This is a genomic window from Escherichia sp. WS3227_2, assembly GCF_046486495.1.
GTDB classification, from domain to species: domain Bacteria; phylum Pseudomonadota; class Gammaproteobacteria; order Enterobacterales; family Enterobacteriaceae; genus Escherichia; species Escherichia coli.
This window is the reverse complement of record NZ_JBJQLG010000020.1, coordinates 29,776-49,120: the sequence shown is the minus strand read 5'-3', so window position 1 is coordinate 49,120 and position 19,345 is coordinate 29,776. Positions and strand designations below refer to the sequence as shown.

Genomic DNA, 19,345 nt, shown 5'->3' with positions numbered 1-19,345 from the left:
CGTATATACGAGTTTGTTAATTGATGTGAGGCGGCTGGAGAGGACGAATGACGACTGTCATTCCGTCCGAATGCAAATGCGGGAAAGACCACTGAAATAAGAGATATATAAAAGGAATTGATAATTTTTCGTACAGACTTGTTTTCCGTGGGTATGTAATAACTGAAAAACTCAAATCATAAGATTTCAGTCTCTTTATAAGTTTATTTATTCTTGCTGGAGTAAAGAGATGTGAATGCATGACAATGATTTCATCATTATTAATTGCTTTTGATATCAGAGAAAGCAATACATCCCAGTGTTTCCTCATTGACTTCGGGCAACGTGTGTCAGCATAGGGGCTAAGATGTATAGTTGATTTCTTGCTTCCCTTTTTCTTCTTCACAAAGAATGTGAAGTCGTATTTAGATGCAGACCTTACAATAAGAAGTACACATCTGAAAAGTAGTGGGAAAATGCAAATCACAACCACCACACAGAAATATAACATATAAGGCAATGATAAGTTGTCAGTGTATGGATAACGTAAGTATTGCCATGGGGTAGTGATGTACAGACAAAGCGTACACCAAAGCAACCAGAGATATAATGGTACGTTATTATTTTTCATGTTGGCTGAGGCAGGCGACTAAAATAACAGACTAAGGAGGATTAACTGTTTAATTCTTTGGAACAAAAAAATGCAGTTCCTGATCATCACACACCATTGAATAAACATTTTGCTTCGGTTGCGTTCATGATAGCCAGTCCTGTAGATGCTGATGGCGGGAGCTGCTGCCCTTGTGCCAGCGGCAGTGGCTGCCGGGAGCACGCTCCAGTCGGAACAGAAATCGGTTGTCGCGTAGTACCACCACGAGACAGTTATCCGGCGTGCAGAAACGTCGGGCAAGCTCATCGGGGTCTGTCGGTGTTTTCGTTGAAAACAGCCTGCGTTTGCAGTGTGCGTCGACGACCAGTATTTGCAGTCGTCCGGGATGTTGCTGTGGCATCAAAGACTCCTTCCGGAACGGGAAAAGAAGCAGCTGTACCGTCATAACTGCACGTACCGGTTGCGAAAAAACGGCACAAGCGAGTAGTGACAGAAAGAATGTCGGAAACGGCAGGAAGGGCGGTACAGGCTGCGAAGACTGGAAACGGGGTATGCCGGGGATTACACATCCTCAGTGTAATGTGATAGTCGTCTGCTCCTGTGTTGCACCCCAGACATCTTCTGGCAAGCTGGGCAGCCCGATAAATAGGGTGTGAAAGAGGGTTTCTCTGCGTTCGATCCCGAATTGATGTTCGTATCCTCTCACCACCTGAAATCCTTCGTCGGAGAATATTAACTCTGCCGTTTCCAGAAGCTGCATAGTTTTGCGGTGTAGTGGAGTGATCAGCTGCAACGTAACTGGTGCCCTCATATCGCCTGTCGGTAGAAAACACTCTTCGGTGCGACTTAGTTGTAGCAGATGGCGTTTCCCGGAACAGGCCCGTTCAATGGATTCATTGAACACCCTCTCAGGCCATGGGCAGACATAAGTGCGCCAGCCTGCTTTCTGTAATTTACCCAGCGCAGCCCGAAAACGAAACAACGGACATTCCCCGACAGTGGCAGAGCTGAGAAAGAGCGTATTCAGCGTTCCGATGATGGGAATATTGCGATCTTTTTCGGTCAATGCTTTTAACGCCATGATTTCGCCAGGGAGACTACTGAACTCAGGATGTCTGCTGGCACCAGAAAGCCATTCAAGCAGGTAATGCCGTAATCCGGTTTCACTGGTTATATTGTGGTTTTCCTGTGCCGTTTTCAGGGCATTCAGTGCACACCAGAGCAACTGGCGCACGGGATGTTCTGTCGTGGTCATGCGAATGTCCTACTGTGAGATGAAAAGAAGACCGGTATCCGTTCTCTCCGCCACACGTGATGGCACGGGCCGGCCTTTGATAAAACGAATCAATACTCTGGGGTGAAGCCTTTTATTTCTTTCGCCATTAAGAAATACACGGTTCCATCAAAAGACAGGGGGAGTCCATGGTGGGGATGGCTTCGTGCAGGCTTCACTCCGGAATATTCTCTTGAATTGAAAAAAGCCCGGCCCGAAGGCCGGGAAATACTGGCTATGGGATGTTTACAAGGCGCTCCATAAAGCCGTGATGTTCGGCATTTGATACCAGTTCCAGGAGCAGGGATATCCTCGACTCAGGCTGGAGAGTATTTTCCATTCTGAGGAGATACTGATATTGTGCTTTTGTCAGCCATATGCTGGAAGCCGCATTCAGCTCTTCCCTGGCTCCCGGATTTAGCACAGGGTCCGGGTAAATCTTCATTAATCCATCAACAATATCTTTATTGACGGGTTTTATTTCACCGCCAAACTTCACGAAATCAATGAAGGCGCTATGGCGACGTAATGCCGATACTGGTTGAATGTCAAAATTAGCCAGAATAAAAAAGTACCCTGGAAAAATAGCGAATATTCTTTCACGGTAACAGCACCTGGAGTCTGCCCGTCTTATCTTTCTTGTTATTAATGGAGTCCATGGTACGACGTTTTGCTCATTCAGCCATGAGAATAAAGATTCTCTGTTTTTGCCGGCTGTATTATATTGCGCAAGATACCAGTTCCGGTTATTCAGGTGTTCTATATTCACGAAGTTCAACGCTCCGCGCAAAACCGATCCATGATGGACGATTTTGCGATGTCAGGCGAATATGCTAAATCATATGTCTGAAGCAGTGTCCAGCCCATATCTGGATAAACTGCAGTTCTGACAGGCATATAACCAGCAGACTCTAGTACGTTCTGTATCGGTGATTTGGCGAACTCACAGATAAAGAACGGCTAAGCACTAATATCAGCAATACAGTGGCACAGTATTGTGATACGCGAAATAAAACATCAGCACGTCAGTTCAGAGTAAGGTCGCCATATATCGGGCATGAGCCAGATACAAATAATTGGGACACCGTCTGAAGTGATTTGCTTTATTAAAGTAACTTGTGCTTGGTGTTTATGTTTATCAATTTGGGATCGCCTGTAAAGTGCAAAATGCAATTTCCATGAAAGTGTCCCCTTTAATGGGGACACCTGTTCACATTTTTTCGTTTTCTTTAGCTGTATTGCTAATCATGAAAACGAACGTTCGCATCAGCACAGCAGAGCGAAGTGCATCATATCCTTCCAGATTTAAGTTCTTCAGGCTTCGCTTCAGGTAGGTTCGTACCGTTTCGGGAGAAAGCCGACAGTTCTGAGCAATGGCGTCGTAAGGAACACCCATTGCGTAAAAAACGCAGACTTTAAGCTGGTTTGTTGATAGCTCGGGAAACATGCCTTCCAACAGAGTGATGGCCGGGAGTTTCTGTATCAGTTGAGGTGACATAGCAAAGGTCTCCGATGACAACTAAAAACGCTATCACTGAGTTCCTACGCTCATTGGTGATAGCCCAGACGGGGGTAGGAATACCGGCGTCATCGGAAACCGGCCAGGCTAATGCCTGCCCCGCCTGAGCTACCATAGATGACGACAAGAAATACAAGTTCCTGTCTTTATGGTATGGCAAAAAACGACGCCAAATGAAGAAATTAACTTCTGCGCCGACGATGACTACGCGGGTTCCTACGCCCGATCACAGTTTTGCCTGTGACCAGTAAAGGGTACTTAGTATAACGCACCGAGTCAACTAACAGCTTAAAAAACATACAAAAAAGCGTCAAAACTTAACGCTCCGCGCCGAAGCGATCCAGGCGTGATGCTTCTGCTTTGTGGCGTTCGAACATGCTGGTCCATATGCACGAAACGGTGTCTGACCCTCGTCCAGACAATCCGCAGTTCTGACGAACATATGAACAAATATGCTCTTGTAGAGGCTGTTGTTACACAATTGGCGGGTTGTGTAACAAATGGTTTTATCATCTAAGAATTATTCTATTTACGATCGAATGATCTACAAAATGATTTTTTAAAGGTTTTTTAGATCGTTTAATTGCATTAAAACAGAATATTATTCTGTTAGGTGGATCGGTTGTAAGATAAATGATCGCGAGTAGGACAAAAGTCGATCTTTTAATCCAAAAGAAGGATCTAAAGCAGAAAAATCTGCTTTTAAAAATAGATTTTATTTTTTTGACGCAGGTCAAGATTAACTTATTAGAGGTATCAGTGAGGAGGCACTGGAAGAGAAGAGATCGTTGTAATGCTTTTCAAATTAACGTAAAGCGGGTATATTTCGGCTGTTATTAGCTGTGCAGAGGGTGGCACTCTGTGGAGCAAAGCGGCGAAAGTCGGACGGCAGAATGCGCCATAAGGCATTCAGGAGAGATGGCATGTACGGGCAGTAAGTCAGAAGACTGAAGATGTTCCGGAAGCCATAAAAGGAAAACCCCCACTATCTTTCTTACGAACTTGGCGGAACGACGAAAGATAGTGGGGGCCTCACAGAATACGGGTAAAGTATAATGAAACCGTACCAGAGATTCAACCCTGTGCAGTGTATAAATACACGGCACAATCGCTCCGCCATAAGCGACAGCTTGTGGCAGGTCTGAAGAATACTCCATATAACGCAGTACACTGGTGTCAGTTAGCACCCGAAGAGCAGATCCGTTTCTGGGAAGACTATGAAGCGGGAAGGGCGACCACTTTCCTGGTTGAACCGGAAAGGAAGCGCACGAAGCGTCGTCGTGGTGAGCACTCCACCAAACCCAAATGCGAAAATCCGTCCTGGTATCGTCCTGAGCGCTATAAGGCGCTGAGCGGGCAGCTCGGGCACGCCTACAACCGTCTGGTGAAAAAGGACCCGGTGACCGGCGAGCAGAGCCTGCGCATGCACATGTCTCTGCATCCTTTTTACGTGCAGAAACGAACGTATGCCGGTCGCAAATATGCTTTCCGTCCGGAAAAACAACGCCTCCTCGATGCCGTCTGGCCGGTTCTGGTCAGCTTCAGTGATGCGGGCACACATACCGTAGGCATGAGTGTTTCCCGTCTGGCCAGAGAAATCAGCCCGAAAGACAGCAAGGGGAAGGTTATTCCGGAACTGGAAGTGACGGTCTCCCGCCTTTCCCGTTTGCTGGCCGAACAGGTACGTTTTGGTGTGCTGGGTGTTTCAGAGGAAACCCTGTGGGACCGTGAAACCCGCCAGCGTCTGCCACGTTACGTCTGGATAACACCGGCAGGCTGGCAGATGCTGGGCGTCGACATGGTGAAACTTCACGAACAGCAGCAGAAGCGGTTGCGTGAAAGTGAAATCCGCCAGCAACTCATCCGGGAAGGCGTACTGCGTGAGGATGAAGATATCTCCGTACATGCGGCCAGAAAACGCTGGTATCTGCAGCGCAGCCAGGATGCACTGAAACACCGTCGTGCAAAAGCGGCAGCCAGTAAGCGCGCCAGACGTCTGAAGAAACTGCCTGCCGACCAGCAGATTCATGAGATGGCAGAGTATCTCAGGAAGCGTCTGCCGCCGGATGAAGCCTATTTTTGTTCCGATGACCATCTGAAGCGACTGGCCATCAGGGAGTTGCGTCAGCTTGAACTGACGCTGGCTGCGCCACCGCCGCACTAGACAGCACCATTCCTTCAGCACTGAATCATCGCCAGCCCCTCCGGGGCTTTCGGCGCTGATTCCGCTCAGCCCAAAATCTGCAGTAATCACCTTAAATCCCCTCAGAGGGGCATATCTGCCCATAAAACCACGTATCAGTCATCAGAACATGGCCACGTTGTTTCAGTTATCCACATAAATCCGCAAACAAAGAACTTTAAAAAGCTGCAAACCTGAAACAGCAAACCTGCAATATAGTCCTAACCCCTTATTTAATCCCCTGCGTTGCTTCGCCGCAGGGAAAGTCTTTATCTCTGAAACCACTGTGAACAAATACAAAGAGGCCTTCGCTTGCAGCGGCCAAGGCCTCGCCGCTCAGAATCTAAAAGCACCTCCCACGCTAACGCGCGGGCCCCGAACCTCACCGTTCTGAAACCACCGCGAAAACATCAGGAATAAAAAACACCACACAAACGCAGCACCGTGCCCACCCCTCATAACTGAAAAGCGAAGCCGCCCCCGCCCGAAGGGCGGGAACAACATCGCTTTTAATTATGAATGTTGTAACTACATTGTCATCGCTGCCAGTCTTCTGGCTGGAAGTCCTCAGTACACGCTCGTAAGCGGCCCTGACGGCCCGCTAACGCGGAGATACGCCCCGACTGCGGGTAAACCCTTGTCGGGACCACTCCGACCGCGCACAGAAGCTATTTCATGGCTGAAAGCGGGTATGGCTTAGCAGGATGGGGATGGGTAAGGTGAAATCTATCAATCAGTACCGGCTGACGCCGGGCTTCGGCGGTTTTGTTTCTGTGCCATATGTAACAACGGAGTGCCGCCTTACATGCGCTGACGCGCATTATTTGCCTTGTTTCGTTTGAAAGTAATCACTATGATTAAATATGATTAACAGCTAATCGGATATGCAAATGAAAAACAATACCGCACAGGCAACAAAAGTAATTACCGCGCATGTGCCATTACCTATGGCTGATAAAGTCGACCAGATGGCCGCCAGACTGGAACGCTCCCGGGGCTGGATTATCAAACAGGCGCTTTCTGCATGGCTTGCCCAGGAGGAGGAGCGTAATCGCCTGACGCTGGAAGCCCTGGACGATGTGACATCCGGACAGGTTATCGACCATCAGGCTGTACAGGCCTGGGCGGACAGCCTCAGTACTGACAATCCGTTACCGGTGCCACGCTGATGGAACTGAAGTGGACCAGTAAGGCGCTTTCTGATTTGGCGCGGTTATATGATTTTCTGGTGCTGGCCAGTAAACCTGCGGCCGCCAGAACGGTGCAGTCCCTGACACAGGCTCCGGTCATTCTGTTAACTCATCCACGTATGGGGGAACAGTTATTTCAGTTTGAACCCAGGGAGGTCAGACGGATTTTTGCTGGCGAGTACGAAATCCGTTACGAACTTACTGGCCAGACTATTTATGTATTGCGCCTGTGGCACACACGAGAAAACAGGTAGATTGTGTGTGGGGACAACTTAACATAGCCTGCAGATATTAATTCTGGAACATTATTATCAGGCCAGATATTTTGCATTCCATTAAATAATCTTGTAGGAGATAAAATGAATTACGATGAAATAACGAAAATTACCGCTGAACGTATTAGCGACTACATGACTGAAGCAGTTAATACAGACTCTATAGCCGTTGCGGAAATGTTTCATAACGCTGCATGGGGAGTGCGAACATTGTGGTTTGAACTCGTCACAAAAATAGATATAGATATACATAAAAAGAACAGGTATGCGAGTTATGATCTTAGAAGGAAAATCGAAATGCAGCATGAAGAGTTTCAGAAAATGACAGAGCGCGAGCAAGTGCCTTTATTGAAATCGCCAGAATAATAGAAACAGAACAAGTACATTGCTGTATTGTTTTTTCCTTGAATATTGAATCGCGGTGCCCATGTACTACGATTCCTTTCGTGTCATTTATCATTGCACACTTTCCCTGACTGAGCGTAAAACACTGACTACTTTCCCCTCAAACTCCTGGACGGCGAATGCAAAATTGGTCTGTTCCAGCCTAGAATATGTTACTTTTTCATGACCGAACCCGAAATTTTGCGCGTCAACAAGAGACGTTGTGTAAACTCAGTCCTTTTATCTGGCAGGTTAACCCCTATCAATCTTAGGATGAAACCACGCCATCCTCTGTTTGCCTTGTTATTAATTTCATAAAGACGATTGTTTTCCTCTCGTAGTTTTGTCCACTCTAAACAAAGTGTTATATAATCCAGTTCTGTGATGTGTTTCACTTTTCCATTGACAGTTACAGTGTTTATTCCATTTCCTGTGATCATCATCTTATGCCTTTTTTATCTTCATTTGGGACCGTGCTTTTCTTCGGAGTATCATTATTCGTTAACTGCTGTTTATCAATAAAATTCCTGATGTTATCAAGTGCTTCCTTTGTTTTTAGAATGCGCTTGATATCCATTTCATCCCGCCCGGTCATTCTTTTTCCGGACAAAAGACGCTCAAGAAGCTCCTGTTTCGCATCAGGAGAATCTTTGGCGAGATCCATCAGGTTAAGCAAATCTTCACGATCGAGAGGAAAGAAGTATTTTACAAAATACTTGAAAAGCGAAAGAAAGTAGTATGCTGTCCATGCAATACAGAAACCGATTCTGAGAAACTCATTGTCAACTATACAGAAATACAGGTATATAATCAGGAGAATAGGTAAAATCCATAATACTATAGCTAAAAAAATATATACGGGGATCAGGCGTCTGTATGCCCGTTCATGTTTATTTAGGATGAATAAAATCTTCTCCGCTTCTGAATCACACATAACATTCTCTTCCCATTTTTTCTGATACGTAATGTCCACCTGTTATCAGGAGTGTTTATTGCCCAGAAATATTCTCCTGCTGTGCCTGCATCCTGAGCCACTTTTGTTCTAATGTCGCCAGTCTGCGACCGGCACTCTGTGCTTCAGAGTCTGAGACCTGCCCTTTGGGGTGACCATCCAGGCCATAACGTGGGACGCCGGCGACAGCTGTCCGCTGCAGATATACGCGGCGGGATGTGATGCAGGACACTGCACAGAGCCATTCGTCCATGGTCAGTTCTGTCTCCGGGTGTTCTGCCAGAAATGCCGAAATATCATTGTTTATGCCAATTTTCAGGGGAATAAATCCACCACCTTCAGCACGAAGATGAGGAAACAGGGCCTTTATTTTTTCCACGCACTCGTGAGTATACTCACGGGTCCAGTGGGAGGGACGTGGAAAACGGTGTCTTTTCTTTTTCTTCTTCCTGGCTGGCGCTTCGGGGATATGTGTTTCGACGGCAGATGAATTTATTCCGGCGGGGGCTGATTCTGCCGTCTGTTCAGTAAATACAGGTGCGATAATATCTGTTTTTTCGGATAAGGACGGTGGCGAAAAAGTTCGACGTTTTTTCACCACAATGACGGGAGTTTTCCTTTCTTCCTGATTTTTTCCCATAAATACCTCGGCTGGCTGGTTTTACTCTTTAATAATATCACAATCCATAAATTAGTAAATTTCCCATCAGGTGATTTTTCATGGCTAATAAGTCCATTCTCTGAATATTTATACTCGAGGTAGTTACAGTTATGGCGTGACAGTCGAATTGATATTCTACTGAACCCTGACAGAAACATGGTTGATATATTCTCTCACTTTAATGTTGTCATGATATAAATAAAAACAATTCATTTGAAAGGATATCAGAAGAAGATATCGGGGCGCACAGTTCATCTCTGCCTTTGTTTCATGGGGGGTTCTTTGTATATTTTACTTACTGTTTAAGCATGTACATAAGGAGTGCTTTCATTATGCCAATGATACTTGTAAAGAAGAATCCCCGGGGCAAAGTGATTCGGGAGCTTAGCAGTGAGGAAGAGACTGCAGTAAAGACGGTCTGTGGACTGAAAAGGCCAGCAACCATGGCACAACATAACCTGGCCAATGATCTTCTCCGGGAAATGCGTGAGTATGATGCATGGTTACAGTGTGACTGTATTCCGGGAGATTCGCCGGCCATGAATTTTGCTGCTCTTAAAAACAATACGGGTACTCTTTATCTGTCCAGTTTTAATCATGAGCATGCACCTGAATGCCCCATGTATCGTCAGTTATCCGGAAATGAAGAGGAAACATCCTTCGGAGCAAGCCGGCATCCCGTTAGCACCCGTATAAATTACAGAAACTTTTTACCACCTGATGACAGTAATTCTGTTATCAGACTGCAGGCCCGCTCTGCTTACCATAATGGTGAGCGCTCCTCCGTTCGCAAGAAACGTCCGCGCCTTGGCCGTTTACTCCTGTCGCTTATTGAAGATGCAGGGCTGAATAAACTGGATTCCCTGGCTAATCCCCGTATCCGGACTAATTATCGTGAGTGTCTTGATGCCATACGGCAGGTTACACTACAGCAGGAGTATATTCGGGGAAGAGCCTTATCTGAAATTATCCATTTCCGGCCAGGAATGTCTGAAAGGTCTCAGGAGCGGTTAATGGAAACGCTGGAGAATTCAGAACGACACTGGCCTGCCAGAAGAAAGCATATGTTCTTTCAGATTTTTATGGCGCAGCACATCTGTCGTGATGCTGTGGAAATTCACTGGGCGAACGGTAATATTCAGGTCATCAGACCTGTGCGGGGGATCAGTATTAATGGTGAAGCGCAGGGCGGAATACGTCCCCCTTACTGGGTTATTCTTGCTTTTTGCCGGAGTGCCGATGGCAGAATCATCTGCAGTGAAGGGTATGCTCATGCTCTTTATCAACTGACATGTCCGGTGCCTGTGGACAGCAAACTGGAACGAAACACGCTCACTGCTCTTCTGAATGTGGCCAGCTGGCTTAAAAGAAAGCCAGGTACGCCGGAATTAAGTCTGGAAAGGCCCCTGTTTGATACAGAAGTTTATGTTAATGGTGAAAAGAAATATGTACTGCCGGATTTCATTGTCACAGCAAGGGCTCCTGACGGAAAGACGGCCAGAGTGGTCATCGAAACGATGGGATATGAAGACAGTGATTACTGCGCGAGAAAATCCAGGCAGCATACCGGCATGAAGCAGATTGGTGTTCTGCATACCGATCCACCGAAATGGCTGGATAACGATCATCCCCCTTTTAAGAAACATATGTACGGTGTTTTTATGCATCTCAGGTACTGAGATATTTTGTGGCTCAGTTCTGTAACTTTTCCCGTAACATTGTCTGTTGTTACGGGAAAGTCCGGTTTTTGTATTGCACCAGAGAATACCCAGACTGTGATGCTGCCACAGCGTCAGCAGGCTTTCTGAACGGTGTAACATCACTTCATGTTAATGATAATCACTATCATCAAATCTTGACATGCCATTTTCTCCTTAATAAATTAATACTGTATATGTATCCATATGCGTAAGCAGTTAATTCATTTGTTTTCCTCAGAGGATGAAGGAGATACCGAATGTCTGACCCTGTACGTATTACAAATCCCGGTGCAGAATCGCTGGGGTATGATTCAGATGGCCATGAAATTATGGCCGTTGATATTTATGTAAACCCTCCACGTGTCGATGTCTTTCATGGTACCCCGCCTGCATGGAGTTCCTTCGGGAACAAAACCATCTGGGGCGGAAACGAGTGGGTTGATGATTCCCCAACCCGAAGTGATATCGAAAAAAGGGACAAGGAAATCACAGCGTACAAAAACACGCTCAGCGCGCAGCAGAAAGAGAATGAGAATAAGCGTACTGAAGCCGGAAAACGCCTCTCTGCGGCGATTGCTGCAAGGGAAAAAGATGAAAACACACTGAAAACACTCCGTGCCGGAAACGCAGATGCCGCTGATATTACACGACAGGAGTTCAGACTCCTGCAGGCAGAGCTGAGAGAATACGGATTCCGTACTGAAATCGCCGGATATGACGCCCTCCGGCTGCATACAGAGAGCCGGATGCTGTTTGCTGATGCTGATTCTCTTCGTATATCTCCCCGGGAGGCCAGGTCGTTAATCGAACAGGCTGAAAAACGGCAGAAGGATGCGCAGAACGCAGACAAGAAGGCCGCTGATATGCTTGCTGAATACGAGCGCAGAAAAGGTATTCTGGACACCCGGTTGTCAGAGCTGGAAAAAAATGGCGGGGCAGCCCTTGCCGTTCTTGATGCACAACAGGCCCGTCTGCTCGGGCAGCAGACACGGAATGACAGGGCCATTTCAGAGGCCCGGAATAAACTCAGTTCAGTGACGGAATCGCTTAACACGGCCCGTAATGCATTAACCAGAGCTGAACAACAGCTGACGCAACAGAAAAACACGCCTGACGGCAAAACGATAGTTTCCCCTGAAAAATTCCCGGGGCGTTCATCAACAAATCATTCTATTGTTGTGAGCGGTGATCCGAGATTTGCCGGTACGATAAAAATCACAACCAGCGCAGTCATCGATAACCGTGCAAACCTGAATTATCTTCTGAGCCATTCCGGTCTGGACTATAAACGCAATATTCTGAATGACCGGAATCCGGTGGTGACAGAGGATGTGGAAGGTGACAAGAAAATTTATAATGCTGAAGTTGCTGAATGGGATAAGTTACGGCAAAGATTGCTTGATGCCAGAAATAAAATCACCTCTGCTGAATCTGCGGTAAATTCGGCGAGAAATAACCTCAGTGCCAGAACAAATGAGCAAAAGCATGCAAATGACGCTCTTAATGCCCTGTTGAAGGAAAAAGAGAATATCCGTAACCAGCTTTCCGGCATCAATCAGAAGATAGCGGAAGAGAAAAGAAAACAGGATGAACTGAAGGCAACGAAAGACGCAATTAATTTCACAACAGAGTTCCTGAAATCAGTTTCAGAAAAATATGGTGCAAAAGCTGAGCAGTTAGCCAGAGAGATGGCCGGGCAGGCTAAAGGGAAGAAAATACGTAATGTTGAAGAGGCATTAAAAACGTATGAAAAGTACCGGGCTGACATTAACAAAAAAATTAATGCAAAAGATCGTGCAGCGATTGCCGCAGCCCTTGAGTCTGTGAAGCTGTCTGATATATCGTCTAATCTGAACAGATTCAGTCGGGGACTGGGATATGCAGGAAAATTTACAAGTCTTGCTGACTGGATCACTGAGTTTGGTAAGGCTGTCCGGACAGAGAACTGGCGTCCTCTTTTTGTTAAAACAGAAACCATCATAGCAGGCAATGCCGCAACGGCTCTTGTGGCACTGGTCTTCAGTATTCTTACCGGAAGCGCTTTAGGCATTATCGGGTATGGTTTACTGATGGCTGTCACCGGTGCGCTGATTGATGAATCGCTTGTGGAAAAAGCGAATAAGTTCTGGGGTATTTAAATAAAATATAAGACAGGCTGTCTATCTTACAGACAGCCTTTTTATAATAACAGAAAGAATATATATCATACTTAACGGAAGAGATAATATGAAAACAGTACCCGTATAAACCGCAAGCAACCCCATTTTTCCAGGTGTATCAGCAAAAAAACCGCTGTTCCAGAAATCAGGCCGGGTAAATTTCAGAGCTGTATCTTCAATATACCATTTTGCAACCGGATACAAAACCATTCCGCAGAGAGAAATACACCAGAACAGTAATCTGTATTTAAACTCATAATCCCATGACATATACAGCATATATCCCCCCGTCACCCATCCCCACCACATATTATTAAAATAATATTTTCTGTTCATCTGCCAGTTTTCCTTTCTTTTGCACTTTTGTCAGTGTACTGATGCATGACAACATAACCACAGCATGATAATAATAATCAATAACAATAAGCTGTGTCACGTTTACATCATGGAACGGAGGTGCTCCTGTGACCTTTGAGCAGAAAAAAGCCCGGGCCATTGCCCTGATGGACAGCAAAAAGATGTGGCGGAGCAATTATGCCCCTCCTCTTCTGCGTATTCTATGGCGGCTGGGTATCCGGCTTCCGCCATTACCCTTTATGCCGTTCTGGCAGGTCACGGTGCTGACGGGGGGCTTATGGGGCATTTCCTGGGGATGTGTAATGTGGTTTACCTACTGGGGGCCGTCAGGAATGGTGGCAGGTGAGGCCATTATTATAAGTATCACGGGTGGTTTTTTGTTCGGACTGTGCATGGCCTCTTTCCACTGGTGGCGCAGGAAAGTTAACCGGCTGCCACCATGGGATGATGTGTAAACCGTGCACAGGCGTGTTCTTACGGAGCGGCACTTTCATTTATCTGTACGCGAACCTCTATTCCTGCGTCATGACAGGCCTGCAGCCACTGCGCCACTTCCAGCGGATCGCCCTCCCGGCGTACCACCCTGCCTTCTTTATTCCATAACTGCAGACAGGTGCTGCCGTCGAGACGCACCACAAAATCCCCGCGGCAGGCCTGATACGTTATGCCGTTCAGCTCCACCGCCAGATCAGTGGCAGAAGTGCCGTCTGCGGGCAGACCTGCTGCCGGGACCAGCGGCAGTACGACGACTTCTGCCGCACGCTGTTCTGCCCGGAGGCGGTCCTGTTCTGCCAGCAGCAGAGGCTGTGCCACGGCCCGGCCGGCGTCCGTCAGCTCCACTGCCAGCTGCAGGTTCGGGGCGCGCAGGGTACGCAGCCAGCCGGCATCCTCCAGACGACGGCAGGAGGCGCGCAGGTTTGGCCCGTAGACCGGGGCTTCCCCGCTTCGCTCCAGCACCCGTTCCAGGTCCCGCGTCAGCACGGGGCCCGGCCGTTTTTCATCAAGCGCAGCCAGCACAATCAGCACTCTCCGCTGCAGTGGCGACGGTCGGCGGCTCTGAGTCATTAACTGTCACCCTCCGACCAGATGAGTTTTTTGAGGCGCTGATAATCGGTATCGATGCGTTCCCGGGCCTGTGCGTGATTGTTCTGTGGCGCACCATGAATGGCCAGTTCATACCACAACCACAGCAGAGCTGAGGCCTTCAGTTCACTGATACACCTGGCGCTCTGGTTGTCCAGCCCACATTCACGGATATTTTTTTCCGCTATTCGGGTTAGTTGCTCATAGCTGAGTGAAAACACCCTTTCTTCATCCATCCTGCACGCTCCATCTGATAATGTTCTGACAGGTAAAAATAATATCCCGCATGATTTGTGTGCTCCTGATTTCTGATAATATCATATATGGTTTTATCATCAATGATGAAAATCATATCTGATATGATTTTGTGTGTATTGCTCAATTATCATATCACTTGCCCGTTTCCCGTCGCGCAGATCCGGTTTCCGGCGGAGACGGATCTTCCTCTTCCCCCACATAACGCCACCTCCTGTCAGCACAACATGTAGTGCTGAATTCAGCTGCTGATGACACTATATGTTGTGTCATCTCCCTGACCTGTGATGCGCCGCGCAGGGGCGGAAAACAGCGATATGATGATTTTCTCAGCGTGGTACACTTCCGGAAAGTTGTGATATTTCGGAAAGTCGGATCTGACGGAAACGGCTCTCCGGTAATTTAACGGCGTGGTTATATGGATGCTTGTTATCATGGTGATGATGATAACGGCATGATGTTATCTGACGGCGTGACGGTAAGGGCAGTGATGATGGATGACGTTATCGCATGACCGTCCCTGCCCGGAAAAGAAAAAAGGAGTCACCCATGTTTTTTATTGAGAATGAAGGTCAGGCTGTCGCCAGAACGGATTACTGGCAGTCTGTACAGGCGCAGGCCGGATATGTCTACCTCAGCTGGAATGCCGGCGCAGCCAGGCTGCTTGTCCCGGATGCGGCAAAACATTTACTCAGGGAGATGCGGGGGGCTGAGTACGTCATCATCAGTAAGGGAACGCTGAATGGCCGCGATGCGCTGGAACTGGTATTTGAAGACGGCAGCGATGCGCCGTTTGTGATCCACATGCTGAGTGAGCAGTGCGATCGCCTGCTCCCCGAAAACAACCAGGGAGGGGGTTTTGTTGTCACCGTCTGGACGCGTGGCGGTAACCAGCTCCGTTATCCGGGAAAGTACCGTGTTGTGGAAAAACTGCCCGACGTTTCCCCGTGGAGTGAACACTGATATGCAGCACCTGCCGTCACCGATCCACCATGCCCGGGATGCCGCTCAGCTTCCTGTTGCCATCGATTATCCGGCAGCGCTGGCACTCCGCCAGATGTCGATGGTTCATGATGAACTGCCAAAATACCTGCTGGCCCCTGAAGTGAGCGCCCTGCTCCATTACGTGCCGGATCTGCGCCGCAAAATGCTGCTGGCCACACTGTGGAACACCGGTGCGCGCATTAATGAAGCACTGGCGCTGACGCGGGGGGATTTTTCGCTCACGTCTCCGTATCCGTTTGTGCAACTGGCCACTCTGAAGCAGCGGACAGAAAAAGCCGCCAGGACGGCAGGAAGGATGCCCGCCGGTCAGCAGACTCACCGTCTGGTTCCGCTCTCCGACGCCTGGTACGTCAGCCAGCTGCAGACGATGGTGGCCACACTGAAAATCCCCATGGAACGGCGTAATAAACGAACAGGCAGGACAGAGAAAGCGCGGATCTGGGAAGTGACGGACAGAACGGTCAGGACCTGGATTGGGGAGGCGGTTGCCGCCGCTGCCGCTGATGGTGTGACGTTCTCTGTCCCGGTCACGCCACATACGTTCCGCCATTCCTATGCGATGCATATGCTGTATGCCGGTATACCGCTGAAGGTCCTGCAGAGTCTGATGGGGCATAAGTCCATCAGCTCAACGGAGGTCTACACGAAGGTGTTTGCACTGGATGTGGCTGCACGGCACCGGGTGCAGTTTTCGATGCCTGAGTCCGATGCGGTGTCTATGCTCAAAAGAATTCCATAAGCTCTGACTTTTTTAAATCCCTTTCGGATATCTCATGGATATATTATCGGTATTTCATATTCTGTTGACATGCAGGACCGGTATAGAGTAAAAAAACATCTATTGAGTACCTCTTGGATATCCGAAAGGTGTCTTATGGGGTCTTTATGGGTATTACATGTGGATTCTGGAGATACACTATGCCTGTTATTGCTAATACGCATCCCAAAGGTGGTGTGGGTAAGACAACTTCATCCGTAAACATTGTTGGTGAAATGAAGTCTGATACAGTTGATCTGGATACTCATACCGGGCTTTCTATCATTCTGGGGCTGAGACCTGAAGGAAAAGAAATTTCCGTGAAAGTACCCAAAACAGTGGATGAGTTAATCGAAATTATGACTCCCTACAAGAACAGCGATAAGACGTTACTTATTGACTGTGGGGGATTTGACTCAGATCTTACCCGTACTGCGATTGCCTTTGCAGACTGCGTTATTGTTCCTTCAAAAGACTCCCTGACTGAACGTATTGGTCTGATGCATTTTGATGGAGTACTGGACGAAATCAGCTCTATCATGGGGACCGATATAACTGCTCACCTGTATCTCTGTAAAGTTAATCCTAACAAGAAGAAATTCCCTAAGCTTGATGCAATCCTGCCATCGTTCAAACATCTGAAGCTGATGAAGAGCCGCATTTCTGCTCGTGCAGAATTTGAGGATGTCATTGAGACTGGGATGGGAATCACAGAGTCTGTTCATGGGCGCTATTCGGCAGGAGGTAAGGAAGTTATTGCCCTGATCGAAGAAATCAATCATCTGATTGAAAATAACAAACAGTAAGGTGTGTCTATTGGGTATCCATATAGTATCCTTTGGGCTTTTAATGGATATCTTTTAAGTATCTAACAAACATCCTGGGTTATCTCATGAGCAAAGCGAAATTTAGTGCACAGGCTGAAAAACTGAAAAACCTGGTGGATTCTGCCAGATTACAAACTTCTTCTTCTGCCGTAACAGCAACAGCCCCGTCTCAGCCAAATGAAGGTGCAGAGGAAGTTTCAGGTCGTCCCGTGGCTGCCAGGACGAAGGCTAAGAATCTTAAGGCCATACCGCTGTCGTATTTTGAAGCTCATGCGGAACTTAAAGCGACCAGTAAAACATCTCTGGATTTTAGCTCATATATTATTGAGGCTATAAGAGAGAAGCTTGAACGTGATGGTGCAATAGGTCAATAAACTATCGGATACCTTAAGGGTATCTGATGTGTGTCTTTTAAATGCGTTATGGGGATTCTTCACGTACCTAAAGAGTCCCCATTAGACATCTTTCTGTTTATGGTGACATGATTCGTCACCGCTTTCCTTTCCTCTCAGTTTCACCATTTCATTCCTTTTCCCCTAACCTGAACCATGATGTCCACGATGTTTTTATATTGCATTTATGTATCACATATAACCTTCATAATGTTTTTGTATCTATGATTTCCTCTGGTCTTAAAGTTGTGTGTACAATGTACATGCAATTTATCGTGTTTTTATGTTGCATTTGTCCTTTCAGAAAGACCGTTTTTTCATTATAATTGAATATACATTGCATGTATGAAGCATGTTTGTTTTTTCTATTTGTTTATGAGCAACGGAGACTGGTTATGAAAATCTTTATTGATGATGGTTCTACCAACATTAAACTTGCCTGGTTGGAGGATGGTGACGTGAAAACGTTAATCAGCCCTAACAGCTTTAAACCGGAATGGTCTTTTAGTTTACTGGATGATGCTGCCCCGGCTAATTACGAGATCGACGGCGAGAAGTTTTCATTTGATCCATTAAGTGCTGATGCTGTCGTAACGACTGAAACACGCTATCAGTACAGTGATGTGAATGTTGTGGCCATTCAGCATGCGCTACAGCAGACCGGCCTGAAAGCGCAGCCTGTTGATGTCATCGTCACATTGCCGATCTCTGAATACCTTGACGCCAACAATCAGAAAAATAAGCAAAACATTGAAAGAAAGAAAAAAAATGTGATGCGTGAAGTACGGGTGCAGGGGAGTGATGCATTTGTTATTCGCAGTGTTTCCGTTCTTCCTGAAAGTATTCCCGCTGGTTTCAGTGTTCTTGCGGGGCTTGAGGATGATGAATCCCTTTTGATCGTAGATCTCGGTGGTACAACTCTTGATGTGTCGCATGTTCGTAGCAAAATGACAGGGATTACAAAAACCTGGTGTGATCCAAATATCGGCGTGTCCCTGATTACATCCGGGGTTAAGGAACAGATGGCTGTACATGCTAATACAAGAGTGAGCTCATTCCAGGCTGACAATATCATTGTGCACCGTAATGAACCTGACTACCTTTCCCGTCGCATTTATAATGCTGAACAGCGTGAGTCTATCATTAATGTTATCAATGAACGGCAGAAGTTGCTTATTAAACGAGTTAATGATGTCATCAGCCGTTTCACCGACTATACACATGTAATGTGTGTTGGTGGTGGGGCTGAAATTGTGGCCGAGGCTGTGAAGAACCTGACTAAGGTTCCTGATGAGCGCTTTTATCTGAGCTCATCCCCGCAGTTTGATTTAGTCATGGGAATGATAAAAATGAAAGGTGGTGTGACTAATGAGTGATGAAAATAAATCCAGACGCTGCTCATTTGAACTTTTCCCGGATGAACGGACAGGAGATAAGATAGCAGATGAGCTCATTGCAAATGAAAAACTGAAGGAGCGGGGACGTTTCATGCGCGCGATGTTAGTTACTGGTGCGGCGTTTGCAGCTATAGATAAACGTCTTCCTTTGCTGATATCGGAGTTACTGACAGAAAATACGACTCTGGATGATATTAATAAGGTGATTTCCAGCGTGATACCAGGTGCTTTTTCGGTTGAAAAGAAATTGCTTGAATTACTGGAAAAACAATCTGGTCTCCATACGTCTGTGGATTGCAGTACTCCTCTTACAGAGCAGAGTCTGTCGAGAAATGACGGTGAAGACCAGACCAGAAGAAACGCTGAAAATATGTTCGGAGATGACTGA

Annotated in this window: 24 protein-coding genes and 1 pseudogene; 13 read left to right on the top strand and 12 right to left on the bottom strand. The window is 47.0% G+C overall.

What is annotated here, in order from left to right; all coding sequences use genetic code 11:
* Positions 1-16 precede the first annotated feature (16 nt).
* The 6 genes from ACJHXB_RS22060 to ACJHXB_RS22035 all read right to left on the bottom strand — a co-directional run bounded on the left by ACJHXB_RS22060 (position 17) and on the right by ACJHXB_RS22035 (position 3,541).
* A complete protein-coding gene (locus tag ACJHXB_RS22060; protein WP_015058915.1) occupies positions 17-610 on the bottom strand; it encodes a hypothetical protein in 594 nt (197 codons plus the stop codon).
* A 124-nt stretch (positions 611-734) separates the two neighbouring features.
* Positions 735-989, bottom strand: a complete 255-nt coding sequence (locus ACJHXB_RS22055) for a PilI type IV pilus biogenesis protein (protein ID WP_001136187.1) — start codon at positions 987-989, stop codon at positions 735-737.
* A gap of 171 nt (positions 990-1,160) precedes the next feature.
* Complete coding sequence (locus ACJHXB_RS22050) at positions 1,161-1,844, bottom strand: hypothetical protein (protein WP_000213863.1); 684 nt, start codon at positions 1,842-1,844, stop codon at positions 1,161-1,163.
* Between the two features lie 253 nt (positions 1,845-2,097).
* Complete coding sequence (locus tag ACJHXB_RS22045; protein WP_001372168.1) at positions 2,098-2,631, bottom strand: transcription termination/antitermination NusG family protein; 534 nt, start codon at positions 2,629-2,631, stop codon at positions 2,098-2,100.
* 441 nt (positions 2,632-3,072) lie between these two features.
* Positions 3,073-3,360, bottom strand: coding sequence for a helix-turn-helix transcriptional regulator (locus tag ACJHXB_RS22040; RefSeq protein ID WP_000074849.1), 288 nt, complete (start codon positions 3,358-3,360; stop codon positions 3,073-3,075).
* The gene (locus ACJHXB_RS22035) at positions 3,278-3,541 is read right to left on the bottom strand and encodes an ash family protein (protein ID WP_001324596.1); all 264 of its coding nucleotides are present in this window, start codon (positions 3,539-3,541) and stop codon (positions 3,278-3,280) included. The genes ACJHXB_RS22040 and ACJHXB_RS22035 overlap by 83 nt, the downstream gene beginning before the upstream one ends.
* Before the next feature lie 972 nt (positions 3,542-4,513).
* Here ACJHXB_RS22035 and repA point away from each other — a divergent pair.
* The 4 genes and pseudogenes from repA to ACJHXB_RS22015 all read left to right on the top strand — a co-directional run.
* Positions 4,514-5,545 (top strand): plasmid replication initiator RepA, encoded by a 1,032-nt coding sequence (repA, locus tag ACJHXB_RS22030; RefSeq protein ID WP_000907852.1) that lies wholly within the window; start codon positions 4,514-4,516, stop codon positions 5,543-5,545.
* 902 nt (positions 5,546-6,447) lie between these two features.
* Positions 6,448-6,732, top strand: a complete 285-nt coding sequence (locus ACJHXB_RS22025) for a CopG family ribbon-helix-helix protein (protein ID WP_001178087.1) — start codon at positions 6,448-6,450, stop codon at positions 6,730-6,732.
* The gene (locus ACJHXB_RS22020) at positions 6,732-7,007 is read left to right on the top strand and encodes a type II toxin-antitoxin system RelE/ParE family toxin (RefSeq protein WP_000421259.1); all 276 of its coding nucleotides are present in this window, start codon (positions 6,732-6,734) and stop codon (positions 7,005-7,007) included. The genes ACJHXB_RS22025 and ACJHXB_RS22020 overlap by 1 nt, the downstream gene beginning before the upstream one ends.
* Before the next feature lie 105 nt (positions 7,008-7,112).
* Positions 7,113-7,316, top strand: a pseudogene (locus ACJHXB_RS22015) (hypothetical protein); the annotation flags it as partial.
* A gap of 269 nt (positions 7,317-7,585) precedes the next feature.
* On the opposite strand, the gene ACJHXB_RS22010 reads toward ACJHXB_RS22015, so the two are convergent.
* From ACJHXB_RS22010 to ACJHXB_RS22000, 3 genes are read right to left on the bottom strand one after another with little or no spacing between them, the layout of a single operon-like run.
* On the bottom strand, positions 7,586-7,852 hold the full coding sequence (locus tag ACJHXB_RS22010; protein WP_000627832.1) for a hypothetical protein: 267 nt from the start codon (positions 7,850-7,852) through the stop codon (positions 7,586-7,588).
* The gene (locus ACJHXB_RS22005) at positions 7,852-8,346 is read right to left on the bottom strand and encodes a hypothetical protein (RefSeq protein ID WP_015058884.1); all 495 of its coding nucleotides are present in this window, start codon (positions 8,344-8,346) and stop codon (positions 7,852-7,854) included. Before ACJHXB_RS22005 ends, ACJHXB_RS22010 begins: the two co-directional genes overlap by 1 nt.
* A gap of 55 nt (positions 8,347-8,401) precedes the next feature.
* Positions 8,402-9,004 (bottom strand): ProQ/FINO family protein, encoded by a 603-nt coding sequence (locus ACJHXB_RS22000; RefSeq protein ID WP_000517694.1) that lies wholly within the window; start codon positions 9,002-9,004, stop codon positions 8,402-8,404.
* 353 nt (positions 9,005-9,357) lie between these two features.
* Here ACJHXB_RS22000 and yagA point away from each other — a divergent pair, with 353 nt between their 5' ends.
* Both yagA and ACJHXB_RS21990 read left to right on the top strand, forming a co-directional pair.
* Complete coding sequence (yagA, locus tag ACJHXB_RS21995; protein ID WP_001132032.1) at positions 9,358-10,704, top strand: protein YagA; 1,347 nt, start codon at positions 9,358-9,360, stop codon at positions 10,702-10,704.
* Between the two features lie 278 nt (positions 10,705-10,982).
* The gene (locus ACJHXB_RS21990; RefSeq protein WP_001582575.1) at positions 10,983-12,863 is read left to right on the top strand and encodes a colicin Ia central receptor-binding domain-containing protein; all 1,881 of its coding nucleotides are present in this window, start codon (positions 10,983-10,985) and stop codon (positions 12,861-12,863) included.
* A 21-nt stretch (positions 12,864-12,884) separates the two neighbouring features.
* Here the strand turns inward: ACJHXB_RS21990 and ACJHXB_RS21985 are convergent, their stop codons facing one another.
* Positions 12,885-13,220 carry a colicin 1A immunity protein gene (locus tag ACJHXB_RS21985; RefSeq protein ID WP_001080734.1) on the bottom strand — a complete coding sequence of 112 codons (336 nt, stop codon included), beginning with the start codon at positions 13,218-13,220 and terminating at the stop codon, positions 12,885-12,887.
* Positions 13,221-13,348: 128 nt separating this feature from the next.
* Between ACJHXB_RS21985 and ACJHXB_RS21980 the strand changes: the two genes are divergently transcribed.
* Positions 13,349-13,696 (top strand): DUF6404 family protein, encoded by a 348-nt coding sequence (locus ACJHXB_RS21980; RefSeq protein ID WP_001582578.1) that lies wholly within the window; start codon positions 13,349-13,351, stop codon positions 13,694-13,696.
* Between the two features lie 19 nt (positions 13,697-13,715).
* Here the strand turns inward: ACJHXB_RS21980 and ACJHXB_RS21975 are convergent, their stop codons facing one another.
* Together ACJHXB_RS21975 and ACJHXB_RS21970 are read right to left on the bottom strand one after the other, a co-directional pair.
* Positions 13,716-14,306 carry a hypothetical protein gene (locus tag ACJHXB_RS21975; RefSeq protein WP_000194572.1) on the bottom strand — a complete coding sequence of 197 codons (591 nt, stop codon included), beginning with the start codon at positions 14,304-14,306 and terminating at the stop codon, positions 13,716-13,718.
* Complete coding sequence (locus ACJHXB_RS21970) at positions 14,306-14,560, bottom strand: hypothetical protein (protein WP_000343103.1); 255 nt, start codon at positions 14,558-14,560, stop codon at positions 14,306-14,308. The genes ACJHXB_RS21975 and ACJHXB_RS21970 overlap by 1 nt, the downstream gene beginning before the upstream one ends.
* Before the next feature lie 568 nt (positions 14,561-15,128).
* On the opposite strand from ACJHXB_RS21970, the gene ACJHXB_RS21965 reads away from it, so the two are divergent.
* The 6 genes from ACJHXB_RS21965 (at position 15,129) to ACJHXB_RS21940 (ending at position 19,345) form a co-directional block, all read left to right on the top strand.
* Positions 15,129-15,542 (top strand): hypothetical protein, encoded by a 414-nt coding sequence (locus tag ACJHXB_RS21965; protein ID WP_001401590.1) that lies wholly within the window; start codon positions 15,129-15,131, stop codon positions 15,540-15,542.
* A 1-nt stretch (position 15,543) separates the two neighbouring features.
* On the top strand, positions 15,544-16,323 hold the full coding sequence (locus ACJHXB_RS21960) for a site-specific integrase (RefSeq protein ID WP_052971527.1): 780 nt from the start codon (positions 15,544-15,546) through the stop codon (positions 16,321-16,323).
* A 179-nt stretch (positions 16,324-16,502) separates the two neighbouring features.
* The gene (locus ACJHXB_RS21955) at positions 16,503-17,147 is read left to right on the top strand and encodes a ParA family protein (RefSeq protein ID WP_001144036.1); all 645 of its coding nucleotides are present in this window, start codon (positions 16,503-16,505) and stop codon (positions 17,145-17,147) included.
* An 86-nt stretch (positions 17,148-17,233) separates the two neighbouring features.
* Entirely contained in the window at positions 17,234-17,542 is a 309-nt protein-coding gene (locus ACJHXB_RS21950) for a hypothetical protein (RefSeq protein ID WP_000030199.1), read from the top strand.
* A gap of 413 nt (positions 17,543-17,955) precedes the next feature.
* Positions 17,956-18,936 carry a plasmid segregation protein ParM gene (locus tag ACJHXB_RS21945; RefSeq protein WP_000688514.1) on the top strand — a complete coding sequence of 327 codons (981 nt, stop codon included), beginning with the start codon at positions 17,956-17,958 and terminating at the stop codon, positions 18,934-18,936.
* A complete protein-coding gene (locus ACJHXB_RS21940) occupies positions 18,929-19,345 on the top strand; it encodes a plasmid partitioning/stability family protein (RefSeq protein ID WP_001278818.1) in 417 nt (138 codons plus the stop codon). The genes ACJHXB_RS21945 and ACJHXB_RS21940 overlap by 8 nt, the downstream gene beginning before the upstream one ends.